Raw genomic sequence first — 19,115 nt, 5'->3', positions numbered from 1 at the left:
GCACCTGCGGGTGCTTTTTCACGCCGGTGCAAACGCTCAGACAAAAGTGATGACTGCAAACGCCTTGTGGGCGCGAGCCCGTGGCATTCATTCCAGCGCCACATCCAGCGCCAACCGCGCCATGTTCTGTGCTTTCAGCGAACCGAAATACAGCCACTGGCCATATTCACGCACCGTGGTAATCGGCGAATAATTGCCGCTGCTTGCGTCCTGCAGGTTGGCGATCACCTTGCCCTGCAGATCCAGCCCTAACACAAAAGCGCGTTTTTCCACCGGTTGTGGCAGCACGGTCAGCGCTCGGACGATGATCTTGCGCAGGAACGGATATCCAGCGGTGCCATCAAGCAAGGCATTGCGCGGCGCGTACAACGCCACCCAGAAACGATTGCTGCCGTTAAACGAGAGGTTATCCGGCAGCCCCGGCAGATTGTCGATGAACACATCATGGGTGCCGGCTTGCGGTCCGCTCAGCCAGAAGCGGCTGATGCGATAAGCGCCGGTTTCATTGACCAGCACGTAGGCCTCATCCGGGCCGAGCGTGACGCCGTTGGCAAACTGCAACTGGTCCAGCAGCACACTGGTCTTGCCCGTCTGAAAGTCATAGCGCAGTAAACGCCCGTCGGCGCCGTGCTCGATGATCGCCTCGCCATCGTGGCCGTAGCCCCAGCGACTGGAAGCATCGCTGAAGTACGCATAGTGCCCGGACTTGTCGATCGCCACGTCATCGGTGAAACCAAAGGCCACGCCGTTGGCCTCAGTGCTCAAAGGAATCAGCCGGCCTTGCGCATCAAGCGAGAGCAAACCCTTGAGCGCATCGGCGATCACCAGCAATCCGTTGGGATGCCGCGCCAGGCCCAGCGGACGTCCGCCCGTGTCAGCCAGCACCTTGCGCTCCTGGCCGTCGAGGCTGGTGCGGATCAATCGACCGTCGTGCAGCCCGGTGATGAGGTAATCATCCTCCAGCAGCAACGCCTCCGGCCCTTCGATATCACTCGGCCCGACTTTTACCGCGCCTTTGAGGGTGTGGTTTTCGGCGTAGATACCTTCCGTCAGCGACGGTGCTCGCGGCGGGGTCCACGCTTGTGGTTCGACGCGGGTCGGCAGCAACAACAGAAAACCGATGACGATGACGATCAGCAATGACAATCCATGCCGTAGCTTCACGCGCGCGCCCTCACTGAGGTCAGGTACTGCGTGGCCATGTCGCGCAACGCCAGCAGCGACGCGGCGGACTCTCGCTCGATGCGCCGCTTGAGCAGCAGGCGATTGGCAACGCGCAAGGCGAAACCTGCAAAACGGTAATCCAGCGTGCGCACGAATCGCGTGGCACCCGCTTCGGCGCTGCATTCATAAGTCAGATTCAACGACAGTCCCTCGTCACTCTGCGCCCGCGCGCACCAGCGGCGGCCGGGCAGGTACTCAGTGACTTCCCAGCGCAAATGACCGCTGCGCCCGCCAGCGTTGATGTCTTCTTCAAATCGCGAACCGGCATGCAGCGGACCTTGAGCACCGTCGATTTTCAGCGAGGAGGGATGCCACTCCGGCCAGCGACTGACATTGGCGGCATAGGCGAGGACAGCAACGGGTTCGCCAGCGATATCGATCTGGTGCTGCATGCGGGTCATGGGCATTCTCGAGTGATTCGAAAGAGGGGCTTCAGGTTCTCGGTAAAGGGTGCCGAACCAGTAATCCATCAACGGCACGACGATGTTGAAATTACGCGCCTGCATGTGCTCGCGGCGGTGGTGCAGTTCATGCAGGCGGCGCATCTGGCGAATCCATGGCAGGCGCGTCAGAAGATTTTGCGGCGGTAGATGCTCGCACGCATGGAACACTTCATAGGTCAGGTAGCCGAGCACCATGCAGCCACCGAACAACCCGGCGATGTTGGCGTTGGCCAGTGCCAGCAGCCACCACAGCGGCAGGGTGATCAGCAGCGTATGGATCACGATCAGCCAGGCTGGAAACAGAATCACCCGCCAGTCGCGCGCGCTGTCGTAGCTCATGTGGCCCGGGGTAAAAAAACTGTGGTGATCACCGGCATGGCGGGCATAGAACATTTTCGCCAAGGACTTCTTGTGGTGACCCAGATGGCGATGAACCATGTACACGCCGAAGTTGAACAGCAGCAGGGTCAGCGGCACCGTCAGCCATTCCAGCGGGCTGACCTGTTGCACGCTACTCCAGAACCCGGCGATCGCCAGCATGCCAAACACCAGCACAAACCCGCCATGCAGCCACGGGTTGTAGCGTGGATGGACGGCCGCGCGATAGCGCTCGCGGAACATCTCGGTGGTCTGCCTCACTGCCTCACCTGCGGGTATTGTGGTTATACCCGGCAGCGTAGCCGATCCGGCCGTAAGTGCAGGACTGACGTCAACGGCAGTTGCGCCATCATCCGGTGTAAAGCGGTCGTGTCAGCTCAACGGGTTCCAGCGCTGCGACCAGTCGTCATCGGTGCGGATCACTTCACGCAGCAGATCGAAGGCGTGCTGCAGGGTTGCCGAATCCCGGTCGCGTGAATACACGAGGTAGGTCGGGTAGCCGAATTCCGGGGCCTTGGTCACCGCCTCGAGCGCGCCAGTCTCCAGATAGGTGCGCACCACGCGAGTGCGGAAGTAGCCGCTGCCGCCGTGTTCGAGAATGTATTGCAGGGCCAGCGGGCCGAGATTGAAGCTCAACGGCGCTTTGGCTTTTTCCGGCAGCGCGGCGTCGTGCTGACGGCGGAAATCCGGGCCCCAGTCGATGTACACATAGGGATCCGGGCGATCCGGGGCGCGCACCAGGATCAGTTTTTCCTCCAGCACTTGCTCGACCTGCAGGCCCGGCCAGTATTCCGGTTGATAGACCAGCGCTGCGTCGAGCACGCCGAGTTCGAGCTGGCGCAGCAGGTTTTCACCGTCGCGGATTTCCATGCGCAAGGCGTGACCGGGAATCTTCTCGCGCAGTTCCGCCGCCCAGCTCAACATCAACGGGTTGCACAAGCTGACTTCGCCGCCAATGTGCAGCACGTTGTGATAGCCCTCAGGCAGCGGCAGGTCGCGGCGTGCGGCCTCCCAGGTCTGCACCAGTTGGTTGGCATAAATCACGAAGGCCTCGCCATTGGGCGTCAGTTTCGCCCCGGCGCGATTGCGCACGAACAGCGTGCTGCCGAGCTGGCTTTCCAGTTTCTGTACCCGAGCGGTAATTGCCGTCTGCGTGACGAACAACTTCTGCGCCGCCGCGGCGAGGCTGCCATGGCGGACAATTTCCAGAAAGGTGCGGGCGAGGTCGATGTCCATGGGGGGGCCGGTATTTTGAGAAGGCGCATTGTAAGTGCCGACTTGATACCGCGTCATCGTTCTTCGCGAGCAGGCTCGCTCCCACAGGTGTCTCTGGCGACCATGAATTACCAGCTCACAACCGAACCCTGTGGGAGCGAGCCTGCTCGCGAAGAGGCCCGTGCGGTCAACCAGAAGTCATCCCGCCAGCTCAACCGAACGCACCCGCGCCCAACCCTCGACCAACCGCGCCGGCGTGCCGCAAACCTTGCGCTTGTAGACGAAGTTGCGGCACTTCTCGGCGAACTGATTGCGGTTGTGCAGCATGTCTTGCTGCATTTCCCGCAGCTCGTTCTCCCGGCATTCGCGGATCAATCCGCGATCAACCCGCGCCTTGCGTTCGCGCACCGGCGCATAAGCCTGGTCGCTCAACGCCGCGTTGGCCCGTTGCAGCAACCACAGGGCAAACTCGTCCGGGCAGCGCGGGCCGACTTCCTGCACCATGCCCAGTTGCCACGCCTGCATTGCGCTCAGCGGCAGACAAGCCTGAGTGAGTTGCTCGGCGATGGCTGGGCCGACGGCGCGGGGCAGGCTGTAGGTCCAGAACTCGGAACCGTACAACCCCATGCTTTTATAGTGCGGATTGAAGACGATATCGGCGCGAGCAAAAACGATATCGGCCGCCAGCGCGAGCATCACGCCGCCGGCGCCGGCATTGCCGGTGACACCACTGATCACCAGTTGCCGGGCTGTCAGCAGTTCTTCGCAGACATCGTCGATCGCCTGAATATTGGCCCAGGCTTCGGCACCGGGATCCTGCGCAGCCTGGATCACATTCAAATGCACGCCATTGGAAAAACTGCCGCGCCCGCCCTTGATCAGCAGCACTTGAGTATCGCGCGACTTGGCCCAGCGCAGCGCGGCAACCATGCGTTGGCATTGTTCGGTGCTCATCGCGCCGTTGTAGAACTCAAACGTCAGCTCGCCGACATTGCCGGACTCGCGATAGCGCAGCGGCTGATACGCCTCGTCGCAGAACGGCTGTGTCGCAATCGACCAGTCCAGCACCGGCACACCGATCAGTTGCCTGCTCAGCACATGCCGCGCCGGGCGCTTGAAGGTTTCCTCGCCTGGTTGCGGTTTGTGCCGCAGTGCGCCGATCCACAAGCTTTGATCGCCGGCGGCCACCAGCACAGCGTCGTCGTGCACGGCGAGAATTTCACCGGGCACGCCGCTGCGCGAGTCGAGGTGTGCGTCATAGACGTAGTACTGACCGCCGGCCAGGCTCGACAATACGCCGGGCTGGCCGTCGGCGGCATCGATACAGCGTTTGATGAAGCGTGCGCAATCGTGCCAGCTGAAACTGCGGTCGACCTGTCTCATGTTTGGCTGCAAGCGGCCGCGCACGCTGGCATCGGCGTAATCCAACGCTACCGGTACGAAGCCTTCGACGAATCTTTCCACCACCTCGCGTATGCAGCGAATCGCCGCATCACTCACCCGGCCGTTGTACAACTCGGATTTGCGCAGACCAGAGGGCAGGTTGAATTCGCAGGTGGCCCATACCGGCCCGGCGTCCATTTCCTCGACCGCTTGCAGCGCAGTCACGCCCCAGCTCGGCAGTTCATGGCTGATCGCCCAGTCCAGAGCGCTGGCGCCGCGGTCGCCGACGATGCCGGGGTGAATGATCACCACCGGACGTTTGGCATTGCTCCATAGCGTGCGTGGCACGCGGTCCTTGAGGAACGGGCAGATCACCAGATCCGCGCCGCTGTGCTCAATCTGCTCGCATACCGATGCTTCATCGGTAAACAGCACCACGCTTGGCGAGTGTCCGGCCTGGCGCAGCTCCAGCCAGGCGCGCTGGGTCAGACCGTTAAACGCGGACGACAGCAGAATGATCTTGAGTGAACGCATGGTGATTTCTTCCTTGAACGAGATCGGGCCGCAGGCTCCCGGTGAGCCTTCCCTGGCCTTCGATGGAGCCGCAAGAGTAATCAGTGCTAGCACGTGCACCAGTGACCCGGGTCAAGGTTCTGTCAGCCAGAGTTTTTTTGGGTGTTTCGTTCAGGTCCTACGGAAACGTGCCTGTTTCCAGCAGATGGGGGGATATTTCTGACGACTCTTTCAGGTTGGTCGTCGGACGCCTGACCTATAGCATCAGTCTCGACATTGAAGTCATTGAGCGCACCGATCGCGCTGCACCCAGACAAAGGACGGAATCATGCGAATCCCATTGATTGAAAACCATACGCCTGCTTACTCCCCTCGCCATTACTGGCGCGACGATCGCGCCAGATGCCCCTCGGAGGACGTCGCCATGCCCGCCGCCAAAGCGCCCCGGCTTACGGGTTTGAAGAAGCTCGAGGGCAAGCCCGTCGAATTGTTGCTGCGAGGGCAGGACACAGGCGACGACCCGATGCTGATCCTCCGTTGCACAACCGAAGGATTTGAATTGCACGACGTCATCAACATGCTCGCCACCAGCGAGCTCTACCAGCGTGGCGATCTGGTCAAACGTATCACTGGCAGGTCCGTGAGAACTGTGCGGCGCCTGATCAAAGAGAACAAACCGGTGCGCCTCGACACGCCGCAGAGCATCATCGCGTACCAATATGCCGCAGCGCTGGAACTGGCCACCGAAGTGTTCGCACGCCAGGCGAAGGCCGAGTCGTGGCTGCAACAATCGGCTACCTATTTCTATGGCCATGTACCCCTCGATCTGGTCGGTCACGCATTGGGCTTCAGTATGGTCGAGGAGTATCTGAACCAGATCAAATACGGGGTTTATCAATGAATCCCTTGCCCTGGGATGAACGCTGGTACGCCTGGCGACTGGATCTCGAGATGTACAGCGATACGTGGGATCGCGGCCTGGGTTCCAATCGCCGTGGCGGCCGCTGGAATACACCCGGGCGACGCGTGGTTTATGCGTCAGTCGACCCCTCCACGGCCATCCTCGAAGTGGCCGCCCATGGCGGGTTCGATGCGCTGGACGAGGAGCCTCATGTATTGACCTGCTTTGAGGTCATCCACGAAGCCAGCGTCAGAATCGTGCAACCGGAAGAAGTGCCCAATCCGCATTGGCTGCACCCGATGAAAACCTCGCCCAACCAGCGCCGATTCGCCGACGCCTTGTTGGCCGAGCACCCGTTCGTACTGGTGCCCTCGGTGGCAACCCGCCATTCCTGGAACTTGCTGGTGAGCTGCGAACTGGCGGAGGGGCAATTCAGGATGATTTCGCAGGAGCGGTTTGGTCTGGATACGCGGTTATTGAAGGATTTGGCGGCAAGCTGAGCAGACGCTCAACTGTCAGACTAAAGCTTGGCGCTGAAACGACAAATCCCGCCACAAGGACGGGATTTGCAGATAACCAAGCCGCTTCTTACGAAGGGAACAGCTCGGACAGTTTCATCGACAGCATCATGTCGCCTTCAACGCGCAGCTTGCCGCCCATGAAGGCTTGCATGCCGTCGGTTTCGCCGCTGACGATGTCTTTCAGGGTCTGGCTGTCGAGTACCAGCGTGCAGTTGGCATCCGGGTTTTCGCCTTCCTGGATGTCGCAAGTACCGTCCTTGACGATCAGTGCGTACTGCTTGTCTTCGTCGGTGATGTTGAAACCGAAGACCAGATCCAGACCGGCAGCGGCGGCTGGGTTGAACTTGGCTTGCATTGCTTTTACGGCATCAGCTACGGAGGTCATGGTTCGATCCTTTCTTGGGTAATGGTGCTGGTGTTACAGCAAGGGTCACAGTTGTCCGGTACTCAGCGAAACGTGATGAGTTCCGGAGCCTTCAGCAGTTGCAGATGCGCATGACTGTTGAAGGAAGCCAGAGCCACCTCGCGACCGCGGAACTTCAGCTGGTTGAGCGAGGTGTTGACGATTTGCCAGTTCAGTTCAAAGGCCTGTTTCGCAGGCATTTGCGTAATGAGGTGGAGCAGGGCGGTGATGGTGCCGCCGGAAGTGAACACGGCGATGGTCTGGTGTTTTTCCGCCAGATCAAGAATCCGATGCAGTCCGGCCTGGACACGTTCAACGAAACCCAGCCAGCTCTCCAGGCCCGGCGTGTCGTACGTACCGGCCAGCCAGCGCTCGATGATCAGGGCGAAGATGCGCTGGAATTCGCCACGGTTTTGCGCGGCGTTGCGCAGGATATCGAGCGCTTCCGGTTCTTGCGGCAGCATCGCCGGGAGCAGGGCGCGGATCACTGCGTCGGCATCAAATTCATTGAACGCGGAATCGGTTTCGAGAATCGGCACCGGCAGGCCTTGGGCGCTGAATTGCTCAAGGGCGCTGGTGGCCGTGTGTTGCTGACGGCGCAGGTCACCGGCGAGGCAGCGATCGAAGCGAATCCCCAGTTCAGCGAGGTGCTGACCGAGTATTTCCGCCTGGCGGACACCGGTCGGCGACAGCACGTCATAGTCGTCTGCACCGAAGGAGGCCTGGCCATGTCGAATCAAATAGATGCTGCCCACGTCCGCGTCTTCCCGGTACGTTGAAGGTTTGGCGAGGTTATGAGGATGGCGAGTAGCTGTCAATGAAAAAACATACGCTTGTTTGAAATGCCCGTTACAGGGGTGTTGCCGGAGGTTTCACGGCTGGTCGACAAGGCGGCGCATGGGTATGCTGGGGCCATTCCGCGTGTGCCGTATAACCACGCATTGTTCTAAGGAGTCTCTGTGGAGTTTTTCACCGAATACGCCAGCTTTCTGGCCAAGACTGTCACGCTGGTGATTGCCATTCTGGTGGTGCTGGCCAGCTTTGCTGCATTGCGCAGCAAGGGCCGGCGCAAGTCGGCGGGGCAATTGCAGGTCAGCAAGCTCAACGATTTCTACAAAGGTCTGCGTGAGCGTCTGGAGCAGACATTGCTCGACAACGATCAGCTCAAGGCGTTGCGCAAGAGCGAGGCGAAATCCGAGAAAGGCGAGAAGAAACAAAAGAACAAACCCGAGAAGAAATCGCGGGTGTTCGTGCTCGATTTCGATGGCGATATCAAGGCCTCTGCTACCGAAAGCCTGCGCCACGAGATCACCGCGTTGCTGACCCTCGCCACACCGAAGGACGAAGTGGTCCTGCGCCTGGAAAGCGGCGGCGGCATGGTGCACAGCTACGGCCTGGCTTCGTCGCAACTGGCGCGCATCCGTGAAGCAGGCGTGCCGTTGACCGTGTGCATCGATAAGGTTGCGGCGAGCGGCGGCTACATGATGGCCTGCATCGGCGAGAAGATCATCAGTGCACCGTTCGCGATTCTCGGCTCGATCGGTGTGGTCGCGCAGTTGCCCAACGTCAATCGCCTGCTCAAGAAGCACGATATCGACTTCGAAGTGCTGACTGCCGGTGAGTACAAGCGCACCTTGACCGTGTTTGGCGAAAACACCGAAAAGGGCCGGGAGAAATTCCAGGAAGACCTGGACATTACCCATCAGCTGTTCAAAAACTTCGTCGCACGCTATCGCCCGCAACTGGCGATTGATGATGTGGCAACCGGTGAAGTCTGGCTCGGCATCGCGGCGCTGGACAAACAACTGGTCGACGAACTGAAGACCAGCGACGAATACCTGGCAGATCGGGCGAAAAAGGCCGAGGTTTACCACCTGCACTACGCCGAGCGTAAAAGCCTGCAGGAACGTATCGGCATGGCCGCCAGCGGCTCAGTCGATCGCGTACTGCTGAGCTGGTGGAGCCGCCTCACGCAGCAACGCTTCTGGTAATTCAACAGGCATAAAAAAACGCCGGTCACATGACCGGCGTTTTTGTGTGCGCAGCAAAAGCCGTGAGGCTTAACGGCGACGGAACAACGGCAGCGGTTCGTCCGTCGCGGCCTGGTAGGTCACCGAGAAGTCCTTGAGACCTTCCAGTGCTTCGTACGGGTCTTTGTCGGCGCGGATGGCAAAGGCGTCGAAACCGCAGCGATGCATGTAGAACAGTTGATCGCGCAGCACGTCGCCAATCGCCCGCAGTTCGCCTTTGAAGCCATAGCGGTCACGCAACAGGCGTGCGTTGGAGTAACTGCGGCCGTCGGTGAAAGCCGGGAAGTTCAGGGCAATCACCTGAAACTCATTGACGTCCTCACCGATCTCTTCGGCTTCTTCGTCAGCGTCCAGCCAGACCCCCAGACCGCCGTCGCGGGCCTTGAGCATGCGGCTGTGCTCGCGCCACAGTTGCAGTGGAACGATCAGGTCGTCGCAGTTGCTGATCTCGTCGATGTTGAAATCCTTGGGCAGCAGGTGCCAGGTTTCGTCGACGACTTCGTTGTTCTTAATGATTCGCTGCATAGACGCGTTCCTTGAAGAGGTCGATGCCAATACGCTGATAGGTGTCGATGAAGCGCTCGTCTTCGGTACGTTGTTCAACGTACACGTCGATCAGCTTCGAAATCACGTCAGGCATGGCGTCCTGAGCGAAGGACGGGCCAAGGATCTTGCCCAGGCTCGCGTCACGGCTGGCGCTGCCGCCGAGGGACACCTGATAGAACTCTTCGCCTTTCTTGTCCACGCCGAGGATGCCGATGTGACCGACGTGGTGGTGACCACAGGCGTTCATGCAACCGGAGATGTTCAGGTCCAGTTCACCGATATCGAACAGGTAGTCCAGGTCGTCGAAACGGCGCTGGATCGATTCGGCAATCGGGATCGACTTGGCGTTGGCCAGCGAGCAGAAATCACCGCCAGGGCAGCAGATGATATCGGTCAGCAAGCCGATGTTCGGCGTAGCGAAACCTTGCTCGCGCAATTCACCCCACAGGGTGAACAACTGGCTCTGCTCGACGTCGGCGAGAATGATGTTCTGCTCGTGGGAGGTGCGCAGCTGACCGAAGCTGTAGCGCTCGGCCAGGTCGGCGACGGCATCGAGTTGCTTGTCGGTGATGTCGCCTGGCGCCACGCCGGTCGGCTTCAGCGACAAGGTCACGGCCACGTAACCCGGCTTCTTGTGGGCCAGGGTGTTGCGGCTGCGCCAGCGGGCGAAACCCGGATGCTCTTTGTCCAGATCGGCCAGTTGCGCGGTCTGGTTGTCCAGCGCCTTGTAGTCAGGATCGACAAAGTGCTTGGCGACGCGCTGCAGTTCAGCTTCGGTCAACGTGGTCTGGCCACCGCGCAGGTGCTCCATTTCCGCATCGACTTTCTGTGCGAACACTTCAGGCGTGAGCGCCTTGACGAGGATCTTGATCCGCGCCTTGTACTTGTTGTCACGACGGCCGTAGCGGTTGTAGACCCGCAGGATGGCGTCGAGATAGCTCAACAGGTCCTGCCACGGCAGGAACTCGTTGATGAAGGCGCCAACGACCGGCGTACGACCGAGGCCACCGCCGACCAGCACGCGGAAGCCCAGTTCGCCAGCGGCGCTGTACACCGGCTCAAGGCCGATGTCATGGACTTCAATGGCGGCACGGTCGGTGGTCGAACCGTTGACGGCGATCTTGAATTTGCGCGGCAGGTAAGCGAATTCCGGGTGGAACGTGGTCCACTGGCGAATGATTTCGCACCAGGGGCGCGGGTCGATCACTTCGTCAGCGGCGACACCGGCGAACTGATCGGTGGTGACGTTGCGCAGGCAGTTGCCGCTGGTCTGGATGGCGTGCATCTGCACGGTGGCCAGTTCAGCCAGAATGTCCGGAATGTCTTCGACCGCCGGCCAGTTGAACTGCACGTTCTGCCGCGTACTGATGTGGGCGTAGCCCTTGTCGTAGTCGCGGGCAATCTTGGCCATCATGCGCACCTGACGCGAGGTCAGTTGGCCGTACGGCACGGCCACGCGCAACATCGGCGCGAAACGCTGGATGTACAGGCCATTTTGCAGGCGCAGGGGGCGGAACTCTTCTTCGCTCAGCTCACCTGCCAGATAGCGTCGGGTCTGATCACGGAACTGCTTGACGCGGTCCTCGATGATCCGCTGATCGTACTCGTCGTATACGTACATATAAGTCCTGTTCTCAGGCTTTGGGCTACTCGGAAAACGCTGCGTTTTCGCTTGCTGGAGTCCGATTGTGCCTCTGCAATTCTGCGCGCACGGCCGCGCACTCCCTGACGGAGCCGGGGCAATATACCCGTTTGCAGTTATGCGCAAAAGTGATGTTTGAGTATATGTAAAGAACCAAATCGCCTAACGAGAATCGCCGTCAACTAATCCACATTTGTCGTGCGGACAATCTTCGTCTTAACTGTGGTCGAGTCTTTCTGCAATCACCGATAAAACCGACAAGAGGCGATGCAATGAGCAATCCGACCAAGGCAAGAAAGAGCGACAGCAGTGTCGATGCGTGGGCCATCCTGTTCCTGATCATTCTCGTCGTAGGGACAGCGGTATTCTGGGTCAGTCATCAGTAAGTGAAACGCCGGGCCTGACCGCAAGCCTGTAGCCGGTGGTTCGCCAGTTACAAGGCTCGATCGTTCAGTCATGGCCCGGAGTTTTTTCATGCAGGTCTCAAACCCCGGCCAGATACAGCACCAGTTTGACGATGGCAAACAGCGTCACGCCGAACAGGGCTGTGAACAAGACCCCCAGAATGACGAAATGGCTGGGCTTGCCGTGGGTGAAATCCCTTTCGCGGTTCTTGCCGCTCTGCACCCCGAACGCGGCTGCCATCACGCTGTGCAGCATCTGCCACAGGGTCGGCGGTTTGTTGTCGCCTGGATCGTCCATATATCCCTCTCCACGAAGTCGTTCCTGATCAGCATAGTCAAATAACCGCCCGTCACAGTCCCAGACGCGAGGTAACAACGCTCTCGCGATCCGATAACGATGTACCGCTGCACGGGTCGGCGCGGATGATGTGCTGCCGCTTCAACTACAGGAGCGATGTATGTCCCCCGATTTCCCGGGCCTTCGCCTCAGCTGTCGTAACCCAGATTCGGCGCCAGCCAGCGTTCGGTCACGCTCAGGTCCTGGCCCTTGCGCGCGGTGTAGCTTTGCACCTGGTCCTTGTCGATCTTGCCCACGGCAAAATACTGCGCCTGCGGATGGGCGAAGTACCAGCCGCTGACCGCCGCCGCCGGGAACATCGCGTAGTGTTCGGTCAGGAACACACCGCTGCGTCCGGCGCGCATTTCGGCCGCTTCGGGATCGAGCAGGGTAAACAGCGCAGCCTTCTCGGTGTGGTCCGGGCAGGCCGGGTAGCCGGGGGCCGGGCGGATGCCGCGGTATTGCTCTTTGATCAGCGCATCGTTGTCGAGCGTTTCATCCTTGGCGTACCCCCAGTGCTCCTTGCGCACCTGCTGGTGCAGCCACTCGGCGCACGCCTCGGCCAGACGGTCGGCCAGCGCCTTGACCATGATCGAGTTGTAGTCGTCGCCCGCGTCCTGATAGGCCTTGGCGACTTCTTCGGCGCCGATACCGGCCGTGGTGATGAAACCGCCGACGTAGTCGGTCACTTCGCTGTCCTTCGGTGCGACGAAGTCGGCGAGGCAGAAGTTCGGCTTGCCGTCGGTCTTGATGATCTGCTGACGCAAATGATGCAGCTTGGCCAGTGGCTTGCCGTTGTCGTCGTACAGCTCGATGTCGTCTTCATTCACCTGATTGGCCGGCCAGAAACCGAACACCGCGCGGGCACTGATCAGCTTCTCGTCGATCAGCTTGGCGAGCATTTCCTGCGCGTCCTTGTACAGCGCGGTGGCGGCTTCACCGACCACTTCGTCTTCGAGGATGCGCGGGAACTTGCCGGCCAGGTCCCAGGAAATGAAGAACGGCGTCCAGTCGATGTATTCGGCCAGCACCTTCAAATCAATATTGTCGAGCACTTTGCTGCCAGTGAAAGTCGGCTTCACCGGTTGGTAACTGGCCCAGTCGAATTGCGGCTTCTTGGCGATGGCGGCGGCGTAGCTCAAGCGCTCGGTGCGGGCGCTGCGGTTCGAGGTGCGCTCACGCACGTCGATATATTCCAGTCGGGTCTTCTCGACGAAACCGGCCTTCAGTTCCTTGGACAGCAACTGCGTCGCCACGCCCACCGCACGCGAAGCATCGGTCACGTAAACCACGGCATCGTTGCTGTACTTCGGCTCGATCTTCACCGCAGTGTGCGCTTTGGAAGTCGTTGCGCCACCGATCATCAGCGGCAGGTGGAAATCTTGACGCTGCATTTCGCGCGCGACATGGACCATTTCATCCAGCGACGGCGTGATCAAGCCGGAGAGGCCGATGATGTCGCATTTCTCCTCTTTGGCGACCTGGAGGATTTTCTCCGCCGGGACCATCACGCCGAGGTCGACGATGTCGTAGCCGTTGCAGCCGAGCACCACGCCGACGATGTTCTTGCCGATGTCGTGCACGTCGCCCTTGACCGTGGCCATGAGGATCTTGCCTTTGGCTTCCGGTTTGTCGCCTTTTTCCAGTTCGATGAACGGGATCAGGTGCGCCACGGCCTGCTTCATCACACGCGCGGATTTCACCACTTGCGGGAGGAACATTTTGCCGGCGCCGAACAGGTCGCCGACGATGTTCATGCCGGACATCAGCGGGCCTTCGATCACTTCGATCGGGCGCGCAAACGACTGGCGCGATTCTTCGGTGTCTTCGACGATGTGCGTGGTGATGCCCTTGACCAGCGCATGCTCCAGACGCTTGTTGACGTCCCAGTTGCGCCACTCTTCGGTCTCGGCTTCCTTGACGCTGCCGTCGCCCTTGTATTTGTCGGCGATGGCGAGGAGGGCGTCGGTACCTTCCGGCGTGCGGTTGAGGATCACGTCTTCAACGGCGTCGCGCAGCTCTTGCGGGATCTGGTCGTAGATCTCCAGCTGACCGGCGTTGACGATGCCCATGGTCAGGCCCGCGCGGATCGCATACAGCAGGAACACCGAGTGAATCGCCTCGCGCACCGGGTTGTTGCCACGGAACGAGAACGACACGTTGGACACGCCGCCAGAGCTCAGGGCGTACGGCAGCTCATCGCGGATGTAGGCGCAGGCATTGATGAAGTCGACCGCGTAGTTGTTGTGTTCTTCGATGCCGGTGGCCACGGCGAAGATGTTCGGGTCGAAGATGATGTCTTCCGGCGGGAAGCCGACTTCGTTGACCAGAATGTCGTAGGAGCGTTTGCAGATTTCCTTCTTGCGCGCTTCGGTGTCGGCCTGGCCGGCTTCGTCGAACGCCATCACCACCACCGCCGCGCCGTAGCGCTTGCACAGTTTGGCGTGGTGGATGAACTGCTCGACGCCTTCTTTCATGCTGATCGAGTTGACGATGCCCTTGCCCTGAATGCACTTGAGGCCGGCTTCGATCACTTCCCATTTCGACGAGTCGATCATGATCGGCACGCGCGAGATGTCCGGCTCGCCGGCAATCAGATTGAGGAAGGTCACCATGGCCTTCTTCGAATCGAGCATGCCCTCGTCCATGTTGATGTCGATCACCTGCGCGCCGGCCTCGACCTGCTGCAGGGCGACTTCCAGCGCTTCGGTGTAATTGTCTTCACGGATCAGACGGGCGAACTTGGCCGAACCGGTGATGTTGGTGCGCTCGCCGACGTTGACGAACAGCGAGCTGCGATCAATGGTGAACGGCTCCAGACCCGAGAGGCGGCACGCCTTGGGAATCTCCGGAATCTGCCGCGGCGCGTAACCGGCGACGGCCTTGGCGATGGCTTCGATGTGCCCCGGCGTGGTGCCACAGCAACCGCCGACGATGTTGAGGAAACCGCTCTGGGCGAATTCCTCGATGACTTTGGCCGTTTGCGACGGCAGCTCGTCGTATTCGCCGAACTCGTTCGGCAGGCCGGCGTTCGGGTGCGCGGACACATGGGTGCTGGCCTTGTTCGACAGCTCTTCCAGATACGGACGCAGCTCACTGGCGCCGAGCGCGCAGTTCAGGCCCACGGAAATCGGCTTGGCGTGCGCCACCGAGTTCCAGAACGCCTCGGTGGTCTGCCCCGACAGGGTCCGGCCGGACGCATCGGTGATGGTCCCGGAAATCATGATCGGCAATTCGATGTGCAGCTCTTCGAACACGCCCTGCACGGCGAAAATCGCCGCTTTGGCATTCAGGGTGTCGAAAATGGTTTCGATCAGGATCAGGTCGGCGCCGCCCTCGATCAGGCCTTTGGTGGCTTCGGTGTAGTTCTCCACCAGCTCATCGAAGGTGACGTTGCGGTAGCCGGGGTTGTTGACGTCGGGCGACAGCGAGCAGGTGCGGCTGGTCGGGCCGAGTACGCCGGCGACGAAGCGTGGCTTGGCCGGATTCTCGGCGGTCTTGGCGTCGGCCACCTTGCGGGCCAGGCGTGCGCCTTCTACGTTTAACTCGTAGGCCAGCTCTTCCATGCCGTAATCGGCCATGGAAATGCGTGTGGCGTTGAAGGTGTTGGTTTCGAGAATGTCCGCACCGGCGTCGAGATAGGCTTTCTCGATGCCGCCAATCACGTCCGGACGGGTGATCACCAGCAGGTCGTTGTTGCCCTTGACGTCACTCGGCCAGTCGGCAAAGCGCTTGCCGCGATAATCCTGCTCTTCGAGCTTGTAACTCTGGATCATCGTGCCCATCCCGCCGTCGAGAATCAGGATGCGCTCTTTGAGGGCTTGCTTGAGAGCTTGAAGGCGGACGCTGCGATCGGACATGTGGACTACTCGAAAAGACCATTACGAAGGAGCGGGATCATAACAAACCTGTGCGCTTTTAGAGCATGTCAGGCTTTTCCATGAATATCGCTCATGTTGGTACGGACGTCATAACGGTAGAATCGCAGCCTTTTTTACCATCGGGATCAGCAGCATGTCGTACCGCGTCATCAGTTTCATGTTGCTGTTCCTGAGCGGCGTTGCTGCAGCGCAGACGCCTGCGACTTCGTCCCCGATCAGTTACACGCGCGATATCCAGCCGATCTTCACCGAGAAATGTGTCGCCTGCCACGCCTGTTATGACTCGGCCTGCCAGTTGAACCTGGGCAGCGGCGAAGGTGCCGCGCGTGGGGCGAGCAAGATGCCGGTCTACGACGGCGAACGTACCCAGGCGGCGCCGACCACCCGATTGTTCTACGACGCCTTTGGCAAACGTGCCTGGCAGCAGAAGGATTTCTATTCGGTGCTCGATGCCCAGGGCAGCCAGGCGGCACTGATGGCGCGCATGCTGGAACTCGGCCACAACACCCCGCTGACGCCGAACGCCAAACTGCCGCAAGAGATTGTGCTGGGACTCAACCGCAGCAATCTGTGCGCGATGCCCGCTGAGTTTGACGCGTACGCCGGCGCGCATCCCAAAGAAGGCATGCCGCTGGCGGTCACCGGGCTGACCGACCAGCAATATCAGACCTTGCAGCGCTGGCTGGCGTCGGGCGCGCCGATCGATGAGCAGGGGCTGGCGCCGAGCGCCAAAGAGGCGTTGCAGATCGTCCAGTGGGAAAACCTGCTCAACGCCCCCGGCGCGCGGCAGAGTCTGGTCGGGCGCTGGCTGTTCGAGCACTGGTACCTGGCGCACATCTATTTCAAGGACGGTGAGCCGGGACATTTTTTCCAGTGGGTGCGTTCGCGCACACCGACCGGCCAGCCAATCGACCTGATCGCCACGCGTCGGCCCAACGACGATCCGGGCACGCAGGTGTATTACCGCTTGTGGCCGGTGCAAGGGGTGATCGTGCATAAAACCCACATCACCTATCCGCTGAGCGCGGCGAAGATGGCGCGGGTCAAAAGCCTGTTCTACAGCGGTAACTGGCAGGTCGATGCGTTGCCCGGTTATGGCCCGCAGAGTCGCGCCAACCCGTTTGCCACCTTCGAAGCGATTCCGGCGCAGGCGCGCTACCAGTTCATGCTCGACAACGCGGAATACTTTGTCCGCACCTTTATTCGCGGTCCGGTGTGCCGCGGGCAAATCGCGACTGACGTGATTCGCGACAACTTCTGGGCGCTGTTCCAGGCCCCGGAACATGACCTGTACATCACCGACCCGCTTTATCGCGGTCAGGCCACGCCGCTACTGGCCATGCCGGGGCAGAACGATGATGTCGGCAGTGTGCTGAGCCTGTGGCGCAACTACCGCAACAAACGTAATGAATACGAGGCACTGCGCCGCGATAACTACGCTGAAATCCCGGCGCCGAGCTGGTCGACCCTGTGGGCCGGCAACGACAACGCACTGCTGAGCATTTTTCGGCATTTCGACAGCGCGGCGGTGGTCAAGGGCTTGATCGGCGATGTACCGCAGACGATGTGGCTGTTCGACTATCCGTTGCTGGAGCGCACCTATTATCAGTTGGCGGTCAACTTCGATGTGTTTGGCAATGTCTCCCATCAGGCACAGACGCGTCTGTATTTCGACCTGATCCGCAACGGCGCCGAGCAGAACTTCCTGCGGCTGATGCCCGCCGATTCCCGTGAGGACTACCTCAACGATTGGTACCAGAGCAGCGGCCAGTTCAAGATGTGGCTTGATTACGAAGCCATCGATGACGACAAACCGACCGCGCTGAAGCTCGACGAAAAAGACCCCAAACGCGACTTCGCCCGGCAATTGCTGGCGCGTTACGGTGATCTCAATGCGCGGCCCGATCCGATCAATCGTTGTGATGGCGCTTACTGCTCGCGGCCGAACATCGATCCGGCGCTGCAAAATGCCGAGCAGGCCCTGAGCCGCCTGGCCTCGCGCCCGGCGGCCGGCATGAAGGTGATCGATCAGTTGCCGGAAGCGACGCTGCTACGCATCGAAACGGCTGGCGGTAAACGTGAGGTGTACAGCCTGCTGCGCAATCGTGCACACAGCAACGTGGCGTTTCTGCTTGGTGAATCGCTGCGCTATCAGCCGGGGCTCGACACATTGACGATCTATCCGGGCGTGCTGACCAGTTACCCGAACTTCATCTTCAACGTCCCGGCGGATCAGGTGCCAGCGTTTGCCGATGCCATGGAAAACGCCAGAGATGCCGAGCGTTTCGAAAAAATCGTCGAGCGCTGGGGTATTCGTCGTAGTCACCCGCAGTTCTGGTTCTATTTCCATGACCTGAGCCAATACCTGCACGAAACTGATCCGGTGGAAGAGGGCGTGCTGGACATGAATCGCTACGAGAATCTGTGAGCAGGCGATGACGCAGGCCGCGGGCCCGCGCCGTCGGTGCGTCAATGCAGGGCAGCGCTCATGTCGGATCGGGCGCTGACAGTGCGCCAGCAGGCTTGAAGGCTTTCCAGTAATCCGAGCCGTAATCGAGGAACAGTTCGGTGCCTGCCGGAATCTTCTCCCATGCGAGCAAAAACACCATGTATTTGCCAACATAGATCGAGCCAACGTTTTCGACACCGATGTTGGCCTGGCCGGGCACATTGACCGCGTTGATCAGGCTCAGCATGTTGCTGTTGCCATGACCGCTCAGAGTGGCGCCCTTCGTTGCCGTTGCGAAAAGGAAGGTGCTGACTTTCTCGGTGGATTTCTCCAGCATTTCCGCCCGTACGGATTTGGTCGTGCGGTGCAGTTTGCCGGTGTAGGGCCCCAGCACTTCGAATGGCTCGATATCGACTTTGGCAAATACCGACAACCCGCGTTCCGGACCGTCGAGCGGTCGTCTGACCTCGAGTCGACTGACCAGTCTGTCGTGATGGCGGCCTTCATCCCTGATCCAATCCTGGACGTCTTCGGTGATTCGGCGCGTCATTTCCTTGAGTCTGGGGCCCTCAAACCCCGCAAGAAAGCGATTGGTTTCGGTGATGGTTATGTTGTCGATATCACCTTCCAGTTTGCCCGTCAGGCTGATCCTGACATCCGTCGGGTCCTGAAGAATCGGGGCGTCGTTATTGATGTGATGCCCAAGCGAAGGGGTCAGGTCAGCAGCGCGGGCGTTGTCTGGCGCAGCACTGTCCAGTCGAGGTCGCTTGGAACTGCCAGCAGTCGGCGGCGAAAGTGGCCCTGTTTCGCGAGGCGATGGCGGCTGCGGCATCTGCCAGGAAGCG

15 protein-coding genes are annotated in these 19,115 nt (G+C 60.2%); 4 read left to right on the top strand and 11 right to left on the bottom strand.

The genetic code is table 11. The features are described 5' to 3' along the window. Positions 1-87 precede the first annotated feature (87 nt). The 4 genes from M0746_RS13020 to M0746_RS13005 form a co-directional block, all read right to left on the bottom strand. Positions 88-1,164, bottom strand: coding sequence for an SMP-30/gluconolactonase/LRE family protein (locus M0746_RS13020; RefSeq protein ID WP_258449461.1), 1,077 nt, complete (start codon positions 1,162-1,164; stop codon positions 88-90). Further along, positions 1,161-2,306 (bottom strand): sterol desaturase/SRPBCC family protein, encoded by a 1,146-nt coding sequence (locus M0746_RS13015; protein WP_258449460.1) that lies wholly within the window; start codon positions 2,304-2,306, stop codon positions 1,161-1,163. Before M0746_RS13015 ends, M0746_RS13020 begins: the two co-directional genes overlap by 4 nt. Positions 2,307-2,417: 111 nt before the next feature. Then, on the bottom strand, positions 2,418-3,281 hold the full coding sequence (locus M0746_RS13010) for a LysR family transcriptional regulator (protein WP_203421961.1): 864 nt from the start codon (positions 3,279-3,281) through the stop codon (positions 2,418-2,420). A gap of 177 nt (positions 3,282-3,458) precedes the next feature. Then, entirely contained in the window at positions 3,459-5,177 is a 1,719-nt protein-coding gene (locus tag M0746_RS13005; RefSeq protein WP_258449459.1) for a hydrogenase maturation protein, read from the bottom strand. A gap of 403 nt (positions 5,178-5,580) precedes the next feature. On the opposite strand from M0746_RS13005, the gene M0746_RS13000 reads away from it, so the two are divergent. Both M0746_RS13000 and M0746_RS12995 read left to right on the top strand, forming a co-directional pair. Then, complete coding sequence (locus tag M0746_RS13000; RefSeq protein ID WP_208941108.1) at positions 5,581-6,057, top strand: MbcA/ParS/Xre antitoxin family protein; 477 nt, start codon at positions 5,581-5,583, stop codon at positions 6,055-6,057. After that, positions 6,054-6,557, top strand: a complete 504-nt coding sequence (locus tag M0746_RS12995) for an RES family NAD+ phosphorylase (RefSeq protein WP_258449458.1) — start codon at positions 6,054-6,056, stop codon at positions 6,555-6,557. Before M0746_RS13000 ends, M0746_RS12995 begins: the two co-directional genes overlap by 4 nt. An 88-nt stretch (positions 6,558-6,645) precedes the next feature. On the opposite strand, the gene M0746_RS12990 is transcribed toward M0746_RS12995, so the two are convergent. Next, positions 6,646-6,963 carry an SCP2 sterol-binding domain-containing protein gene (locus tag M0746_RS12990; protein ID WP_016774477.1) on the bottom strand — a complete coding sequence of 106 codons (318 nt, stop codon included), beginning with the start codon at positions 6,961-6,963 and terminating at the stop codon, positions 6,646-6,648. A 62-nt stretch (positions 6,964-7,025) separates the two neighbouring features. Beyond that, positions 7,026-7,736: a histidine phosphatase family protein gene (locus M0746_RS12985; RefSeq protein WP_258449457.1), complete on the bottom strand. Its 711-nt coding sequence runs from the start codon at positions 7,734-7,736 to the stop codon at positions 7,026-7,028. Between the two features lie 204 nt (positions 7,737-7,940). On the opposite strand from M0746_RS12985, the gene sohB reads away from it, so the two are divergent. Further along, positions 7,941-8,972 carry a protease SohB gene (gene sohB / locus M0746_RS12980; RefSeq protein ID WP_258449456.1) on the top strand — a complete coding sequence of 344 codons (1,032 nt, stop codon included), beginning with the start codon at positions 7,941-7,943 and terminating at the stop codon, positions 8,970-8,972. Positions 8,973-9,041: 69 nt separating this feature from the next. Here the strand turns inward: sohB and M0746_RS12975 are convergent, their stop codons facing one another. The 4 genes from M0746_RS12975 to metH form a co-directional block, all read right to left on the bottom strand. Next, positions 9,042-9,536, bottom strand: a complete 495-nt coding sequence (locus tag M0746_RS12975) for a DUF934 domain-containing protein (RefSeq protein WP_208937660.1) — start codon at positions 9,534-9,536, stop codon at positions 9,042-9,044. After that, positions 9,520-11,178 carry a nitrite/sulfite reductase gene (locus tag M0746_RS12970; RefSeq protein ID WP_258449455.1) on the bottom strand — a complete coding sequence of 553 codons (1,659 nt, stop codon included), beginning with the start codon at positions 11,176-11,178 and terminating at the stop codon, positions 9,520-9,522. Before M0746_RS12970 ends, M0746_RS12975 begins: the two co-directional genes overlap by 17 nt. Before the next feature lie 504 nt (positions 11,179-11,682). Continuing rightward, positions 11,683-11,901 (bottom strand): DUF2970 domain-containing protein, encoded by a 219-nt coding sequence (locus M0746_RS12965; RefSeq protein ID WP_258449454.1) that lies wholly within the window; start codon positions 11,899-11,901, stop codon positions 11,683-11,685. Between the two features lie 188 nt (positions 11,902-12,089). Then, complete coding sequence (gene metH / locus M0746_RS12960; RefSeq protein WP_258449453.1) at positions 12,090-15,800, bottom strand: methionine synthase; 3,711 nt, start codon at positions 15,798-15,800, stop codon at positions 12,090-12,092. A 154-nt stretch (positions 15,801-15,954) separates the two neighbouring features. Here metH and M0746_RS12955 point away from each other — a divergent pair, with 154 nt between their 5' ends. Further along, positions 15,955-18,249, top strand: a complete 2,295-nt coding sequence (locus M0746_RS12955) for a fatty acid cis/trans isomerase (RefSeq protein WP_258449452.1) — start codon at positions 15,955-15,957, stop codon at positions 18,247-18,249. Positions 18,250-18,307: 58 nt separating this feature from the next. Here M0746_RS12955 and M0746_RS12950 read toward each other — a convergent pair whose 3' ends face one another. Then, positions 18,308-18,820: an SET domain-containing protein-lysine N-methyltransferase gene (locus tag M0746_RS12950; RefSeq protein ID WP_258449451.1), complete on the bottom strand. Its 513-nt coding sequence runs from the start codon at positions 18,818-18,820 to the stop codon at positions 18,308-18,310. Positions 18,821-19,115: the final 295 nt, after the last annotated feature.

It is taken from the genome of Pseudomonas sp. S11P7, assembly GCF_023195435.1.
Taxonomy (GTDB): Bacteria; Pseudomonadota; Gammaproteobacteria; order Pseudomonadales; family Pseudomonadaceae; genus Aquipseudomonas; species Aquipseudomonas fluorescens_G.
Note: the sequence above shows the minus strand (reverse complement) of the source record. Positions and strands in the feature narration are given on the sequence as shown.

Excerpts from the sequence above, each read along its gene's own strand:
- M0746_RS13010 (WP_203421961.1), bottom strand. The coding sequence starts at position 3,281 with ATGGACATCGACCTCGCCCGCACCTTTCTGGAAATTGTCCGCCATGGC.
- M0746_RS13005 (WP_258449459.1), bottom strand. The coding sequence starts at position 5,177 with ATGCGTTCACTCAAGATCATTCTGCTGTCGTCCGCGTTTAACGGTCTG.
- M0746_RS13000 (WP_208941108.1), top strand. The coding sequence starts at position 5,581 with ATGCCCGCCGCCAAAGCGCCCCGGCTTACGGGTTTGAAGAAGCTCGAG.
- M0746_RS12995 (WP_258449458.1), top strand. The coding sequence starts at position 6,054 with ATGAATCCCTTGCCCTGGGATGAACGCTGGTACGCCTGGCGACTGGAT.
- M0746_RS12990 (WP_016774477.1), bottom strand. The coding sequence starts at position 6,963 with ATGACCTCCGTAGCTGATGCCGTAAAAGCAATGCAAGCCAAGTTCAAC.
- M0746_RS12975 (WP_208937660.1), bottom strand. The coding sequence starts at position 9,536 with ATGCAGCGAATCATTAAGAACAACGAAGTCGTCGACGAAACCTGGCAC.
- M0746_RS12970 (WP_258449455.1), bottom strand. The coding sequence starts at position 11,178 with ATGTACGTATACGACGAGTACGATCAGCGGATCATCGAGGACCGCGTC.
- M0746_RS12965 (WP_258449454.1), bottom strand. The coding sequence starts at position 11,901 with ATGGACGATCCAGGCGACAACAAACCGCCGACCCTGTGGCAGATGCTG.
- metH (WP_258449453.1), bottom strand. The coding sequence starts at position 15,800 with ATGTCCGATCGCAGCGTCCGCCTTCAAGCTCTCAAGCAAGCCCTCAAA.
- M0746_RS12955 (WP_258449452.1), top strand. The coding sequence starts at position 15,955 with ATGTCGTACCGCGTCATCAGTTTCATGTTGCTGTTCCTGAGCGGCGTT.
- M0746_RS12950 (WP_258449451.1), bottom strand. The coding sequence starts at position 18,820 with ATGACGCGCCGAATCACCGAAGACGTCCAGGATTGGATCAGGGATGAA.